A 16,977-nucleotide genomic window follows, 5' to 3' on the forward strand; every position below is an offset into this window, starting at 1 on the left:
GTTATCGAAAGGAAACGGATAACATTAACCGCGATTTCTGTTCCATTTTTTAGTTTCGCTTTAAAAGAACGGCTGTACCAGCCTTCTTTCATGTTCAATTCACGACGGAAGTCTGTCACTTCAGCACAAGAATTCAGGTCAAAATTCTCCCCGTTAATTTCAATGTCAATCCCAATCCAGTTTGGTGCATTTAAAACTTTTGCGAAATATTCAGGGTATCCATTTTTCCACCAACCCACTTTAGTTTTGTCCGGGTAATAGATTCCTGCAATATAACTTCCTTGAAAAGTTTTTCCGGTGTAGTTTTCTTCAAAGTTCGCACGCTGTCCCATAGCGCCGTTTCCGATGCTAAATAGACTTTCGGAGGACTTTACGCTCTCTGCATCAAATCCCTCTTCAATGATGGACCAATTGTCTGGTTTTATATAATCTTGGTTCATTCTTTTCTTTTGTTTAAAGTTTAAAAAGCCTAAGGTTCGGAGGTTTGAAGATGTTAAACCTCTTGATTCTTGTTTCTTTTTATTCTGCCTTTTTATTTATTAATCCTTCAATGAAACTCAGGTCGATGTGGGTGAAATCTTCAAAAATATATTTTGCTTCATGAAGTGTTTTTTCTTCGCCAATTCCGATGCTTGTCATATTTCCGATATTGGCCGCTTGCACTCCCGCAACAGAATCTTCAAAAACGATGGCGTCTTCCGGTTTTGCTCCTAATAGTTTAGCGGCAATCAAGAAAACCTCAGGATCCGGTTTTGCATTGGTTACGTCGTTTCCATCAACGATAACATCGAAATAATAGATGATACCGGTTTTCTCCAAGATGGGTCTTGCATTTTTACTTGCCGACCCCAAAGCGATAGCTTGGTTTTTTTCTTTCAGGTATTTCAAGACCGGTATAACTCCAGGTAAAATTTCGCTTTGATCCATGTCCACTAAATAGGATAGGTATTCCTCATTTTTTTGAATCAGCCATTTGTTTTTGTCTTCCTGCGAAGCTTCTACGTTTCCTAATTCTAAAATGATGTCAAGGGAACGCACGCGGCTTACCCCTTTTAGAAGTTCATTGTGTTCCAGCGTGAAATTTATGTTTAGCTCTTTTGCTATTTTTTGCCAGGCTAAATAATGGTATCTGGCAGTATCTACTATTACTCCGTCGAGGTCGAAGATGAATGCTTTTTTAGTCATTTATTATAATTTTTGATTCGTCATTAATGGTAAGCGCAATAATTCCGGCTAGAATCATTGATGCGCCACCAATCAAAAGTGCATATATAGGTTCATTGTCAAAAAATTTAGAAACTAAAAATCCTAAAATCGATGCGGCTACCAGTTGTGGAATTACTATAAAGAAGTTGAAAACTCCCATATAATATCCCATTTTGTCAGACGGCAGTGAGCCGGACAGCATGGCATAAGGAATTGATAAAATACTTGCCCAGGCGATTCCAACACCAATCATAGGAAGCCATTCCATGGTGAATACCGTTGGTTCGCTTATGAAATAAACGGATATAAGGCCAAGTCCTCCACAAACTAGCGCGGCAAAATGGGTGAATTTTCGGCTGGTATATTTTGCTAATAGCGGCAGTAAAAAAGAGGCGATCGCTGCAATCAGATTGTAATTGGCAAACATTTCACCTACTTGATTTGCACCGGTATTATAAGCCTCAGATGTGGTGTCTGTCGTACCGTAAATATGTTGGGTAACAGCAAGAGTGGTGTAAATCCACATCGAAAAAAGCGCGAACCAAGAAAAGAACTGTACCCAAGCCAATTGTTTCATGATTTTTGGCATAAACTGAAAATCATTCATAATAGTTACGAATCCATTTTCGGTATTGTTTGCTTTCTGCATTAATCCGGAAATCAGCATTGCCAATCCGCCCAAACCGATAAGTCCGAGAGACAAGACGTATAAATCTTTCTTTAAATCAAAATGATAGATGGCGAAAGAAAATAAGACGCTAACAAGTAAAAAGAGGAATCCCTTTGTCAAATGTGACTTTGCATTAGATGCAAACCAATCTGCGGAATGTTCTTCTTTTATATAAGTGTCTTTTTTGTGTTTTTCAAAAGCGGCCAGTTCTTCGGGAGAATATTCTTTTGAAGTTATAACCGTCCAAAGCACAGTTGCGATAAATACAATTCCGCCAAAATAAAACGAGTACTTCACCGAATCGGGAATGATGCCAAGAGGAGCTGTGTTTTCGACCCCTAAATGAGTAAAGATCAAGGGCAGCTTTGACGCAAAATAGGCTCCAATACCGATGAAAAAACTTTGCATGGCAAATCCCATCGTGCGCTGTTTTTCCGGAAGGTTATCTCCAACGAAAGCGCGAAACGGTTCCATTGAAACGTTGATGGAAGCATCCATAATCCAAAGCATTCCGGCGGCAATCCATAGCACCGGAGAATTTGGCATTGCAAAAAGGGCTGCCGAAGCTAAAATGGCACCAGCCAAAAAATAAGGTTTTCTTCGGCCTAATTTTGTCCAGGTCCTATCGGAAAAATAGCCAATAATTGGTTGAATAATCAAACCGGTCATAGGGGCGGCAACCCATAAAATGGGGATGTCGTCGATATTAGCGCCTAATGTTTGAAAAATCCTGCTGACATTCGAGTTCTGCAAGGCAAAACCCATTTGAATCCCCAGAAATCCGAAACTCATGTTCCAAATTTGCCAGAAACTTAATTTACGCTTTTCCATTATCGTAATTTAAAAAATTAATACGATAAGCGCTATGCTTATCAAAACCTACTTGTTTTTCGAAGTAAAAGTAAAAGTTTTGATAGGGTAAATATAAAAATTTATTTCACAGTTTTTATTTTTGGAAACAAATAATGGGAAACATTTTTTACTACAAGGTTGTAGTAATGAATTAAGTACAGTATTATCAGTATTAGCGGTTGCATTTTTTAGTGTTCAATGGCCGCTGTCGATATTATTTAGTAAACAATATCTTATTTTAAGTTTTAAATTACCGGCCAAAAACCGGTCTTAACACTAATTATTGGAAAGGGACGCAAAGGGATTAATTTGTGGACTCCCTTTCGATCAAATGAGTTTCAATCACTTCAGTTGTATAATTTTCTTCCTCTTCGTCCTCGTGTTCTGATTCCAAGCGGTCAATCAGCATTTTTGCGGCTTTATTCCCCATTTTTATTCCGCTTTGACTCACTGTGGTGATAGTGGGAGTGGAATATTTTGAAATGATCCCATCGGTGAAGGCTATTACGGCCAGATCTTTCGGCACATTCAGTCCTATTCTGTTGGCGGTTTTGATTATGGTCACCGCAAAAAGTTCGTTTACCGCAAAAACGGCATCGATGGCCTTGTCTTCGAGCAATTTTCCGATTATTATTTCGCAAGTGTCAACGTCCTCGATTTTGATGATTAGATTTTCGTCAAAAGGGATGTCGTTGTCCAGTAATGCTTTTATGTAGCCATCGGTTCGGAGTTTGCCCACGCTTACATAATCAACGGTGGTGACGAGTGCGATTTTCTTTTTCCCTTTGTCAATTAGGCTTTGTACAGCTTCATAGGCGGCTTGTTTGTCGTCAATTATTACCTTGTCGCACAGGATTTCATTGGTTACCCTGTCAAACATCACCACGGGCATTCCTTGATCTATGACCTCTGTAATATGATGGAAATCGCGTTTGAACTGCGTTTCTTTTGATAGTGACATGATGAAACCGTCGATACTGCCATTTGCCAGCATTTCCATGTTAAGCACCTCTTTGTCAAAGGAGTCGTCTGACAGGCAAATGATGACGCTATATCCGTTTTCATTGGCAACCTGCTCGATTCCATTGATGACAGTGGAGAAAAAGTAGTGCACGATTTCCGGGATAATGATCCCGATTGTTTTTGTTTTTCGGTTCTTTAAACTAAGGGCGATATTGTTTGGTTTGTAATTGTAGAATTTGGCAAACGCCTGAACTTTCAGCCTAGTTTCCTCGCCGATTTCTGAACTGTTTCGGAGCGATTTTGATACTGTTGAAATGGAAACATCAAGTTCTTTGGCGATTTGTTTAAGCGTTACTTTCCTTTTCATAATTGTAATATTGGTAAAAATTATTTTCGTAATAAAGATAGAATTTGTTTTTACTTATGGCAATTTATCCCTTAAAAATTTACAGAAACAAGAAAGTTTTCAACACTATTACGTTTTCGTAACTCAATTAAGAAGTGTGTTTGTCGGGGACGTTAATATTTACATAAATTTAACATTCGAAGTAAGAGTAAAATTCACTAAAAACAAATTAATTTAAACAAAAAGTATGAAAACAATTTATAAAAAGTTGTTATTTTTATTACTGCTACTGCCTTTTAGTATTCTGGCTCAGAATACTCTTAGGGGGACTGTTCTTGATAATGTATCGGGGCAGCCAATTCCAGGAGTAAATGTAAATGTACAGGGAACAACAAATGGCGTTTCGACAGATTTTGACGGGAAATTCCAATTGTCGAATGTAAAGAAAGGGGATAATGTCGTTTTTTCTTTTATTGGATACAAAGATTCGGTTATTAACTACAACGGACAACAATCGGTAACTGTTTCTTTAGGAGAAGATGCAAATCAACTTAAAGAGATTGTTATACAAGTAGGTTACGGTACTGTGAAGAAGAAAGATGCCACTGGGGCAGTGACAATATTGACAACAAAAGATTTTAACAAAGGGCCGGTAACTTCTGCCGATCAGATGATTCAAGGAAAAGTGGCTGGTTTACAAATCATTAATGGAGGTGGTTCTCCAGGTGAAGGCGCTACCATTAGAATCAGAAGCGGTTCTTCTTTGTCTGCTAACAATGACCCTCTATATGTTATTGACGGTGTTCCAGTTGCGGCGGGTGGTATTAATGGAGGAAGAAATCCATTATCGACAATCAATCAAAACAATATTGAATCTATTGCCGTATTGAAAGATGCTTCGGCAACAGCGATTTACGGATCTCGTGCCTCTAACGGTGTAATTATCATTACAACCAAAAAAGGAAAAGCCGGTGATATGCAGATCAATTACAATGCAAACCTTCAGGTTTCTGAAATTGTTGATAAAGTTGATGCTTTGACACCTACACAATTTAGAGATTTTATAACTGCTAACGGTACTGCTGCTCAACAAGCTTTAGTTGGACCGGCTGATACTGACTGGCAGAATGAAATTTATAGAACGGCAATTGGTACGGACCATAACGTTTCTTTAAGTGGAGGTCAGGATAACGTGGTATACAGAGCATCCGTAGGATATGCTAATTTGAACGGTATCTTGAAAAGAGATAATATGGAAAGAACTACGCTTTCTGCAGGTGTAACAGGAAACTTCTTGGACAATCATTTGAAAATTGAATTGAACAACAATACTTCGTTGATAAAAAGTAATTACAGTAACCGTGGGGCTATTGGGTCGGCAATCTCTTTTGATCCAACTCAACCGGTTAAAAATGATGATGGAACTTATTTTCAATGGTACAAATCACCAACGGAAATTAATCAATTGGCGGGTAGAAATCCAGTATCATTAATTGAGCAACAAAATAACTTTGGAACTTCTTACAGAAGTATTGGAAATATTCAAACGGAATACAAGATGCATTTCTTGCCGGAACTGAAAGCAGTGGCTAATTTTGGTTATGATCAGTTAAGCGGTAGGTCTTATGGAAACACTGATGCTAACTATTTAAATGGAGTTGCTGGTTCTGGGTTTAACAATACTTATGAGAATACAGGTTCAAGATTTAATAAGTTGATGGATTTGTATTTGAACTACAATAAAAAAATAGAGTCTATCGATACGCAGTTAGATCTTACAGCTGGGTATTCTTATCAAGATTTCAGAGATAATAATAATGGTTCTTCATATAATTTTGAAAATGATGTTACCGTTGAAGGGGTGCCAGTTCCTTCTCGTGTAAATCTTCAGTCTTTTTTCGCAAGAACTAACATTTCTATTGCTGACAAATATTTATTGACATTGTCTTACAGACGTGATGGAACCTCCAGATTTACTGAGACAAATCGTTGGGCTGATTTCCCTGCTGTTGCTGTCGCATGGAAATTAAATGAAGAAAATTTCTTAAAAGATGTTACCGGCATCTCTACTTTGAAGCTTAGAGGTGGATGGGGTATTACAGGACAACAGGATATTGGTGTTAGTTATCCGTCTATTCCATTGTACTTGATCTCAAACAGTACTGCTCAGTATCAATTTGGGGATACGTTTTACAATACCTACAGACCACAACCTTACAACAGTAATTTGAAGTGGGAAGAGACAACTACTGAGAATGTAGGTTTGGATTACGGATTCGCTAACAATAGAATCAATGGTACTGTTGATTTATACAGAAGAACTACTAAGGATTTATTGTTGTACACTCAAAACCCATCTTTCTTTGGATTCTCAAATTATGACAATTATAACATTGGAACAATTGAGAATAAAGGAATTGAGTTATCTGCTGAAGTAATACCGGTTCGTACAAATGATGTGGAATGGAGAGTAGGCGGAAACGTTACCTTCCAAGATTCAAAAATCACTAAATTGACTACAACACAGGACAATACTCCTGGTATTAATGTAGGTGGTTATGCCGGTGCAACGGGAAATACTATCCAAAATCATCAGGTAGGTTATTCTCCAAGTTCGTTTTATGTTTACGAGCAAGCATACGGTGCTGACGCGAAACCAATTGACGGAGTATTTATCGACAGAAATAAAGACGGAATTGTAAACGAACAGGATAAATATCGTTTTCACAAGCCTGCTGCCGATGTTTTTTACGGTTTCAATACAAGCGTGACCTACAAAAACTTTGACATGGCTATGAACTGGAGAGGTTCATGGGGTAATTTTAACTATAACAATGTTGATTCTAATAATGGATCTTTCCAGAACATTTTGTTGAGAGATACTGATTTGTCTAATGGTGTTGCTAATGTTTTAGAAACAGGATTTGCTTCGCAAGATTCAAAAAGATACGAATCAGACTATTATATTCAAGACGCTTCATTCGTGCGATTGGACAATGTAAGCGTGGGTTATACTTTTAATCAAAAACCAAATTCAACTTCTTTAGTTAAATTGACTTTAGCGGCTCAAAACGTATTGTTGATTACGGATTATAGCGGATTAGATCCTGAAATTTCAGGTGGTATTGATAATAACTTATACCCAAGACCAATTACTTTCACGTTAGGTTTAAACGTTAATTTCTAATGCAAATAACAAGAAAAATGAAAAAGACACAAATAAAATTATTGGGAATTTCTTTGTTACTGTTGGGGATGTTATTTCCTTCGTGTACAAACGATTTAGACCAAGCACCAGAAAGCACCAATGCTATTCCTGGAGAGCAATTTTTTAGCACTCCTGAATCCTATAAACAAAATTTGGCTAAATTATATGCAGGATTTGCCACTTCTGGACAATCAGGCCCTTCAGGAACACCAGATATTTCAGGAATAGATGAAGGGGAAAGCCAATACATTAGAGGGTTTTGGTTAATGCAAGAATTAACTACTGATGAGGCGGTTATTGCTTGGAATGACGGAACAATCAAAGACCTTCATGCACAAAAGTGGACCTCATTAGACCGTTTTATAACAGCTACATTTGCGCGTTTTTCTTTTCAAATAGTGAACTGCAATGAGTTTTTAAGACAAACTACCGATGATAAATTGGCCGCTAGAGGAGTAGATGCTGCTTTAAAAGCGGAAATCGCCACTTATAGAGCTGAGGCTCGTTTCCTGAGAGCGATGACATACTGGCATTTGATCGATACTTTTGGGGGTGGTTCGAAGGTGGAAGAAGATTCTCCAACCACTTTCTTTTACCCGGATTACGCCACTAGAGCGGAATTGTACAAATTTGTTGATGAAGAATTGACTGCAATTACGCCTCTATTGAAAGACCCAAAAACAAATGTAGCTTATCGTGTAGACAGAGCCGCAGCCTGGATGCTTCAAGCTAAATTGTATATGAACTCACAAGTGTATGTGAATACGAATAAATATGCAGCGGCTTCTGATTTACTCACTAAAGTGATTAATGAATCAGGTCGTACATTGCATACCAATTACAACCAATTATTTTTTGCCGACAATGATAGAAATGGAGCCCAAAACGAATTCATTTTCACTATTGCGTTTGATGGACTTCATACACAAACCTATGGCGGAACGACTTTCTTGACGCATGCTCCGGTAGGTGGAAGTATGCCAGCGGCTGAATTTGGAATCAATGGAGGTTGGGCAGGTATCAGAACCACATCTGCATTTGTGGATAAATTTGACGCAAACACAACGGACACTCGCGGACAATTCTACACGGATGGTCAAAGCAAAGAAATCACAAACATAGGTACTTTCACCGACGGATATGCAGTTCAAAAATTTAGAAACGTAACCGTGGATGGAGTTCAAGGTTCAGATAAAGCAGGGAATTTCTCTGACTCTGATTTTCCTATTTTCCGTTTGGCAGATGCATATTTAATGTATGCAGAATGCGCAGTAAGAGGCGAGGGAGGGAATCTTGGAACAGCCACGACATATGTGAACGATTTAAGAACGAGAGCAAATGCAGCAACAGTTCCGACTCTTACCGCGGATGCCACAGGCTTAGATTTCATTTTGGACGAGAGAGCTAGAGAACTACACTGGGAAGGACACAGAAGAACGGATTTGATTCGTTTCGGAAAATTCACGGGTGGTATTTATTTATGGCCTTGGAAAGGTGGTGTTTCTGGTGGAGCGCCAACACAATCTTTCAGAGATTTATTCCCTATTCCTGCAAATGCCCTGTCATCAAATAGTAAATTACAACAAAACCCTGGATATTAATAATATTAAAACTCGATAAAAATGAAAATTATAACTAAATCAATAGTTGCTTTATATGCTATACTTGCTTTGTCTTGTAGCGTAGAAGATGTGCAAGACAGACCAGTAATTCAAGGAATAGACACTCCTGAATTAGTTGCACCAGAAAATGATAAATTATACACTTTAGTGGAAGAGAATGCAAATAATGTTGCCGAACGCTTTGTTTGGTCCGCTGCAACATATGGCGGAGATGTAGAGATAGGATATAAACTGATGATTGATGTAAAAGATGGTGACTTTACGAATGCAATCGAATTAGGCGGTACTGCTGGTGCCACACAACTTGAAGTTAGTGTAAAAACTTTAAACGATGCTGTTCTTTCTTTAGGGGCAATTACAGGAGAGGCTAGTTCTTTTGATGTAAAAGTGGTTTCAAGCCTATCAGGTGCGGAAACAATGATTTCAACAATTCCATTGACTATTTTGGTTAATGCTTATGCTCCTGCTGTAGCAAATAATTGTCCAAATCAATATGCTGTGGGCGCTGGGATTGTATCTGCAGGTTGGGGTTGGAGTACGCCTTTAACTTTGGTGTGTAATGACAATGTTTTAGTTTCTTCTGCAGACTTAATAAATGACACATTTAGATTTTTTACAACAAAAGATGATTGGGGTTCCGGCAGAAACTACCCATGGTATGTTGACGGAGGTTATAAAATAAGTTCAAATTTAGAAAATGCGCTTGACGGTGATTCAAACTTTAAGTTTACGGGAACTCCGGGAATTCATCGTGTAAAGATTGATGAAAACTCAAAAACTATCACAGTAGTGCAAGGGGAGACAGCTGCAAGTTCTTTTTGGTTAGTAGGAGCGGCGACTCCAGGTGGTTGGTCTTGGTCTGGTGAAAATGAAACAGAATTAGGTTTGATAAATAATGGTATTTACGAAGTGCCTGTTACATTAACTTCAGGAGAAGCGTTCAGGGTGTTTTTAGGCAATGATGGAACAGATGATGGGAACTGGGGTTCTAGTAATAATTTCCCTTTTTACGTTGCTGCAGGATACACTATATCACCAGAATTAGAAAATGCAGGAGATGGAGACAGTAATTTTAAGTATACTGGACCAACTGCAGTTAGACTTTTCAAAATTGATACCGTTGCTAAAACGATCACATTAAACTAATAATTTTTTTAAAATTGAAAGGGCTATCTTATGGATGGCCCTTTTTTTATAAATAAATGTTATGAAAAAAATTACCTTATTATTTTTACTAATATCATCTTTTGGGTTTGCTCAATTTACCACTACTCCATCACCTGCAATTGCAAGTGGTGTCGTTACGCTTAATTTTAACAAAACGGGTACGCCACTAGCTGCATATACGGGTACGATATATGCACATATTGGCTTGACCGTTAATGGGACAAGATGGTCAAACGTGAGGGGAACTTGGGGAAACAATACAACACAACCGGCATTAACTTTGGTTTCTGGGACGACCTATAAACTGGATTTAACTCCCGATTTATATACTTATTTTGGTGTCCCAACTTCGAGTTCAATCACCGAAATTTGTGTGGTATTAAGAAATGCTGCCGGGAATGTGCAGACTGCAGATACTTTTTTCAATGTCGGCGCTTTTCAAGTTAGTCTGACTTCACCAGCAGAAAACAGTTCAACGATCATTGCATCAGGGGGAAATCTAAGTATTGCGGCAAATAACACGGGAGGGAATGCGAGTTACAATTTAAAAGCTAATGGTATTAGTATTAACGCAATTGCCGGCACTTCGAATTACAGTTTTAACCACACGAATATAACGGCCAATCAAAATTATGAACTTGTCGTTACTCAAGGCACAACTACAGTTAGTAAAAGGTTCAGTGTGCTTCTTAACCCAGGGACAATCTCGGCAGCAATGTCTTCGGGATTATTGGACGGTATCAATTATAATTCAGCCGATGTTTCTAAAGCCATCTTGGTTTTAGACGCTCCGTTAAAGGATTTTGTTTATGTAGCCGGGAGTTTCAACGGCTGGCAGCCGAATTCGACATATGCCATGAAAAAAGACCCGAGCTCGGGCAAATTTTGGCTGGAATTAACCGGGTTGACATCGGGTACAAATTATACGTACCAATATTGGGTAGTTGATGCAACACCAATAGCGGGAACACCTTCCATGGTAAAAACGGCTGATCCCTATTCCACTTTGGTATTGTCGCCAGACGATGACCCTTATATTCCAGCAGTCTCCTATCCAGATTTGCCTGCATATCCTGCAGGTCAACAACGGGAAGTGACGGTATTGCAAACGGGCCAGACTCCATATGCTTGGAGTGCCGCAACCACTAACTTTATTAAACCAGAGAAAGAAAAACTGGTTGTTTATGAATTGTTAGTGCGTGATTTTGACGCCAACAGAAGCTATCAGGACTTAATTAATAAAATTGATTATTTCAAAAACTTGAAAATAAATGCGATTGAGTTAATGCCTGTAATGGAATATGAAGGGAATGAAAGTTGGGGATACAACACCTCTTTTCACATGGCATTGGATAAATTCTACGGTACTTCAGATAAATTAAAAGAGTTTATTGATCTGTGCCATCAGAACGGAATTGCCGTTATTCTTGATGTTGCATTAAATCATGCTTTTGGAAGAAATCCAATGCTTCGTATGTGGATGAATGATCCTGACGGCGATGGATGGGGTCCTCCTTCAACAGAAAATCCTTATTTTAATACAACAGCAATGCACAGTTATAGTGTTGGCGAAGATTTTAATCACCAACAGCCAAGAACACAAAACTATGTGCAACGTGTCATTAAACAATGGGTTGAAGAATATAAAATTGATGGTTTCCGTTGGGATTTAACCAAAGGGTTCACGCAAAATTGCCCAGCGAACGTAGCAGGTGGTCAAGAAAACTGTACGGGTAGCAAACAACAAGATAGAGTAGATGTATTGAAAAAATATGCAGATTATTCTTGGAGTTTAGATCCCAATCATTACGTTATTTTCGAACATTTAGGTGGTAATGATGAAGAGCAACAATGGGCTAATTACAGATTGAATGAAACGCCAAGTAAAGGAGTGATGATGTGGGGAATTATGACTCATGATTATAACAACCTTACAAAAGGGTATGCAGGTAATATTTCAAGAATGAGTTCGTCAAGCCGAGGATTTACTGCTCACCGATTGATGGGATATGCTGAGAGTCATGACGAGGAGCGCCTGATGTATAATAATTTACAATCTGGAAACAATACAACTGCTGACCATAATGTAAGAACATTGAACGTTGCGTTGTCCAGAATGTCAGCTTTGGGAGCTGTTTCTTTGTTGGTTCCAGGACCAAAAATGATTTGGCAGTTTGGAGAGCTCGGTTGGAATTTATCCATTTTTTCTTGCAACAACGGTTCGGTAAACACCTCTTCGGATGCCATTTCTGGGGATTGTAAACTGGACACCAAACCACAACCGCAATGGACCAGCAATTGGCTTGGGGATGCCAACAGAAGCAAAATTTACGATGATTGGGCGAAAATGATTACTATGAAAACAATGGAACCTGTGTTTTCAGGAACCGTAACAATCAATAATTCCAGCTCGTTATTTCCGAATATTAAAATTACGAACAGTGGGTTAGCATCAACCCAACTGAAAGATGTGTTGATTGTAGCTAATTTTAATGTCATACCACAGAACGTTCCTTCGGGATTTCCGTATACTGGAACGTGGTACAATTTGATGGATAATACGTCTATCAATGTAATCAGTACATCGGCCGCAATTACTTTACAACCAGGAGAATTCAGAATCTACGGGAATAAGGTTGCTTCTTTGGCAATAGCCAATTTTGAGAAACAGGACGGAATCTATTTGTATCCAAATCCTGCAACTAATTATTTCACTGTAAATATGGAAGCATCTAAAGTCCAAATTTTCTCTATGATCGGACAATTATTGAAGAGTTTCAATGGGAATCAGACTGCATCTTTTCAATACAGTGTAAGTGATTTAAGTAACGGAATGTATATCGTAAAAGCATATAATGATAATGGAGAAGTTCAGCTGATGAAGTTCGTCAAAAAGTAGTTTGTTTTGTTTATTTTGTTTATTTCTGAAAAAGCTGTCCCTGGTAAGGACAGCTTTTTTATATGAAAAAAGCTGCTTCCCTGAGGAAGCAGCTTTCAACTACAACTAAAAACTAAAATTAAATTTTGCCGTCTCTGATTTCGTCTACGATTTCCGGATTCAATAATGTTGAGGTATCCCCAAAATTAGAATAATCCCCCTCGGCTATTTTGCGAAGTATTCTACGCATGATTTTTCCGGAGCGCGTTTTCGGTAAACCGGAGACAAACTGTATCTTGTCTAATTTGGCAATGGGTCCAATTTGGTTAGAAACTTGTTGGTTGATCTCTTTACTAAGATTTTCCCTGTCTCTGTATTCCCCGCTTTCTTTCAAAATAACGAAGCCATACAAAGCATTTCCTTTAATGTCATGAGGGAATCCTACAATTGCCGACTCAGCTACCGCCGGATGTTCATTTATGGCATCTTCGATAGGAGCGGTTCCCAGATTATGGCCGGAAACGATGACCACATCGTCCACTCGTCCTGTAATTCGGTAATAACCCACCTCATCACGTAAGGCGCCATCGCCGGTGAAATATTTGCCTGGAAAGGCAGAAAAATAGGTCTCTTTGTATCTTTTATGGTCGCCCCAAATGGTTCGGGCAATTCCAGGCCAAGGATATTTAATGCACAAGGCACCTACCACTTGATTGCCGTCTATTTCATTTCGTTTTTCATCCATCAAAACCGGTTGAATACCGGGTAAGGGCAGGGTGGCATAAGTTGGTTTTGTGGGGGTTACAAAAGGAATTGGAGAGATCATGATACCGCCCGTTTCCGTTTGCCACCAGGTGTCAACCACCGGGCAATGCTTGCCACCAACATGGTCATTATACCAGTGCCAAGCCTCTTCATTTATAGGTTCACCAACAGAACCGATTACTTTTAAGGTGTCCAACTCGTATTTTTGGACGTAATCCAAACTTTCTTTGGCCAACGCGCGAATGGCGGTCGGTGCGGTATAGAATTGGGTTACTTTATGCTTAACGATGATTTCCCAAAAACGGCTGAAATCAGGATAGGAAGGAACCCCTTCAAAAATCACGGTTGTGGCCCCGTTCAGTAACGGACCATATAAGATGTACGAATGCCCTGTTATCCAACCGATGTCGGCAGTACACCAAAAGATGTCGTTTTCTTCATAGCTGAACACATTTTTGAACGTATAGGCGGTGTAAACCATGTAGCCTGCCGTGGTATGCACCATTCCTTTTGGTTTTCCGGTTGAACCTGAAGTGTAAAGGATGAACAACGGGTCTTCGGCATCCATGATTTCAGCCACATTATTGTCTAGCGCGTCTTCTAAGAGAGGCTGCAACCATTGGTCACGCCCCTCCTTCATGTTTATGTAGGTATTGGTTCTTTTTACGACCAGTACTTTTTCGACGCAAGGAGTGTTTACTAAGGCTTCGTCAACAATACTTTTTAAATCGATAGTTTTGTTTCCACGGTATCCGCCATCCGATGTGATTACCATCTTGCAATCGCTGTCATTTATTCTGGTGGCTACCGCCGAGGCAGAAAAACCCGCAAAAACGACAGAATGGATGGCCCCAATTCTGGCGCAAGCCAGAGTGGTAATAGCCAGTTCCGGAATCATGGGCAAATAAATGCAGACACGATCCCCTTTTTGTACGCCCTGATCGCGCAATACGTTTGCCATTTTGCAAACACGTTGATGCAGTTCAGTATAGGAAATGTGCAAAGCTTCTTCGCTTGGGTCATTTGGCTCAAAAATGATAGCCGTTTTGTCTCCTTTTTTTGCGAGATGCCTGTCAATGCAGTTCTTGGTGATGTTCACTTTTGCATCGACAAACCACTTTATATCGGCTTCAGCCATGTTAAAGTCGACTACCTTGTCCCATTCCTGGTACCAAGTGAAGTTTTCGGACGCTATTTTGTCCCAGAATTTTTTGGGCTCGCGAACTGATTTTTTGTATTCTTTAAAGTATTCTTCCAGATTATTTATTTTATAACGGCTCATGTTTTTATGATTTAAATAGAGTTAGTGTTGTTTTTGTTATAAGTGCCAATTTCATATTTTTCCAATGCGGAAGCGATTTCTTCAACGATAGCTTCATCATCAATAGTTGACGGAATTTGGTAATCATCGCCATCGGCAATACTGCGCATTAATTTTCTGAGGGTCTTTCCCGAACGCGTTTTGGGCAGACGCTCCACTATGACTACATTTCTTAGCGAAGCAACCGCGCCAATTTGTTGCCGTACCAATTTTATGATTTCCTGTTCCAACTGAAAATGCTCGATGGGATCATTTAATTTGGTGACCACCAAGGCCAAGGGAACTTGTCCTTTCAACGCATCGTTTATACCGATTACGGCGCACTCGGCAACCGATTGATGGGAAGATACAATTTCTTCCATTTCTGAAGTCGAAAGACGGTGTCCCGCGACGTTGATTACGTCATCAACCCTGCCGGTAATGAAAATGTAATCCTCCTCATCCTTATATCCACCGTCACCGGAGAAATAATATCCAGGGAACTGCTCCAAATAGCCGGCTTTGAATCTAGGGTTGTCATTCCATAAATCGAGCAAAGTTCCGGGAGGCAGCGGCAATTTGATTACCACATATCCTTGTTCGCCTGCACCAACTTCCGTTCCTGCTTCGTCAAATATTTTAATGTCATAGCCGCAAACCGCTTTGCCTACGGAACCTGGCTTTACTGGCAACTGTTCAACCCCCATCATGTTGGCAATCATGGGCCAGCCCGATTCTGTTTGCCACCAATGGTCTATTGCGGGAACGGGAATGTGTTCTGAATACCATTCTAATGTGGCAATGTCGCAACGCTCTCCGGCAAGAAACTGCGTTTTCAAGGAGCTTAAATCGCATTTTTTTATGAAATCTCCGTTAGGGTCTTCCTTTTTGATGGCGCGAATGGCAGTTGGAGCCGTGAACATCGCATTCACTTTGTGCTCGTCAATAACTCTCCAGAACGTGCTCGCATCAGGAGTCTTTATCGGTTTTCCTTCAAATATAATGGTGGCGTTTCTATTGATTAAAGGACCGTAAACAATAAAACTATGACCAACAACCCAGCCTACATCCGAGGCTGCCCAGAAAACTTCATCTTCTTTTACGTTATAAATGTGTTGCATGGAAAATTTTAAGGCCACGGCACAACCGCCGGTATCCCGCACTACTCCTTTTGGTTTTCCGGTTGTTCCTGAAGTGTAAAGGATATACAAAGGATGTGTCGTATTCACCAGAACACACGGGGCTTCCTCAGAACCATAAACCAAAGCATCATAATCGACATCATATTTTTTAAACGGAACCCGTGCACCCAATTTCCTGCTGAAAACAATCACTTTTTTCGGTCTGTGTGATGCCAGTGCAATCGCTTCATCCACCAATGGTTTATAAGTGATCAAACGGTCAACCTCGATTCCGGAAGAGGCGGTGATAATCAGTCGGGGTTTGCAGTCGTCAATCCTGATCGCCAATTCATGAGGCGCAAATCCGCCAAAAACAACCGAATGGGTCACCCCAATTCTGGCACAAGCGAGCATCGCAAAGGCAGCCTGCGGAATCATTGGCATATAAATTACGGCTGTGTCCCCTTTTTTTAGTCCCAAAGATTGCATGCCCCCGGCAAGTTTGGCCACTTCAGTTTTAACTTCTGAAAAAGTGTATTTTTTTACGGTTTGCGTTACGGGCGAATCATAAATTATGGCGACCTGATCTCCATAACCATCCTGGATATGTTTGTCCAATGCTAAATAGCAGATGTTTAATTCCCCGTCTTTGTACCAAAGTGGGTATCCGTTTTCATCTTCCGATAAAATTATTTTCGGTTTTTTATACCAATCAATTGTGTCTGCTTGTTCAGCCCAAAATTTTTCGGGTTGCTTAATACTTTCGGCATAAAAATCTTTGTAATTCATGATTTTGAAAATTCTAAATTATTGAATTAAGTTTTGTACTTGGTCCACTAGTTTTTTTAAGGAAAAAGGCTTGACGACATATAAATCAGC

The 16,977-nt window shown here is 39.6% G+C and carries 9 protein-coding genes and 1 pseudogene; 4 read left to right on the top strand and 6 right to left on the bottom strand.

Annotation, left to right across the window (positions count from 1 at the left end; genetic code table 11):
* From VIH09_RS11305 to VIH09_RS11320, 4 genes and pseudogenes are all read right to left on the bottom strand, one after another.
* Positions 1–440: pseudogene (locus VIH09_RS11305) on the bottom strand (glycoside hydrolase family 65 protein); the annotation flags it as partial.
* 79 nt (positions 441–519) lie between these two features.
* Entirely contained in the window at positions 520–1,185 is a 666-nt protein-coding gene (pgmB, locus tag VIH09_RS11310) for a beta-phosphoglucomutase (protein WP_331581010.1), read from the bottom strand.
* Positions 1,178–2,707, bottom strand: coding sequence for an MFS transporter (locus VIH09_RS11315; protein ID WP_331581012.1), 1,530 nt, complete (start codon positions 2,705–2,707; stop codon positions 1,178–1,180). Before VIH09_RS11315 ends, pgmB begins: the two co-directional genes overlap by 8 nt.
* A 325-nt stretch (positions 2,708–3,032) precedes the next feature.
* Complete coding sequence (locus tag VIH09_RS11320; protein WP_331581014.1) at positions 3,033–4,058, bottom strand: LacI family DNA-binding transcriptional regulator; 1,026 nt, start codon at positions 4,056–4,058, stop codon at positions 3,033–3,035.
* A gap of 226 nt (positions 4,059–4,284) precedes the next feature.
* Between VIH09_RS11320 and VIH09_RS11325 the strand changes: the two genes are divergently transcribed.
* From VIH09_RS11325 to VIH09_RS11340, 4 genes are all read left to right on the top strand, one after another.
* The gene (locus VIH09_RS11325) at positions 4,285–7,224 is read left to right on the top strand and encodes a SusC/RagA family TonB-linked outer membrane protein (protein WP_331581016.1); all 2,940 of its coding nucleotides are present in this window, start codon (positions 4,285–4,287) and stop codon (positions 7,222–7,224) included.
* Between the two features lie 17 nt (positions 7,225–7,241).
* Positions 7,242–8,846, top strand: coding sequence for a RagB/SusD family nutrient uptake outer membrane protein (locus VIH09_RS11330; protein WP_331581018.1), 1,605 nt, complete (start codon positions 7,242–7,244; stop codon positions 8,844–8,846).
* 21 nt (positions 8,847–8,867) lie between these two features.
* The gene (locus VIH09_RS11335; protein ID WP_331581020.1) at positions 8,868–10,013 is read left to right on the top strand and encodes a SusE domain-containing protein; all 1,146 of its coding nucleotides are present in this window, start codon (positions 8,868–8,870) and stop codon (positions 10,011–10,013) included.
* Positions 10,014–10,074: 61 nt separating this feature from the next.
* On the top strand, positions 10,075–12,933 hold the full coding sequence (locus tag VIH09_RS11340; RefSeq protein WP_331581022.1) for an alpha-amylase family glycosyl hydrolase: 2,859 nt from the start codon (positions 10,075–10,077) through the stop codon (positions 12,931–12,933).
* Positions 12,934–13,051: 118 nt separating this feature from the next.
* On the opposite strand, the gene acs is transcribed toward VIH09_RS11340, so the two are convergent.
* Positions 13,052–14,959: an acetate--CoA ligase gene (gene acs, locus VIH09_RS11345; RefSeq protein WP_331581024.1), complete on the bottom strand. Its 1,908-nt coding sequence runs from the start codon at positions 14,957–14,959 to the stop codon at positions 13,052–13,054.
* Positions 14,960–14,970: 11 nt separating this feature from the next.
* On the bottom strand, positions 14,971–16,887 hold the full coding sequence (locus VIH09_RS11350) for a propionyl-CoA synthetase (RefSeq protein WP_331581026.1): 1,917 nt from the start codon (positions 16,885–16,887) through the stop codon (positions 14,971–14,973).
* Positions 16,888–16,977: the final 90 nt, after the last annotated feature.

The sequence above is a fragment of the Flavobacterium sp. genome, from assembly GCF_036515215.1.
Taxonomy (GTDB): Bacteria; Bacteroidota; Bacteroidia; order Flavobacteriales; family Flavobacteriaceae; genus Flavobacterium.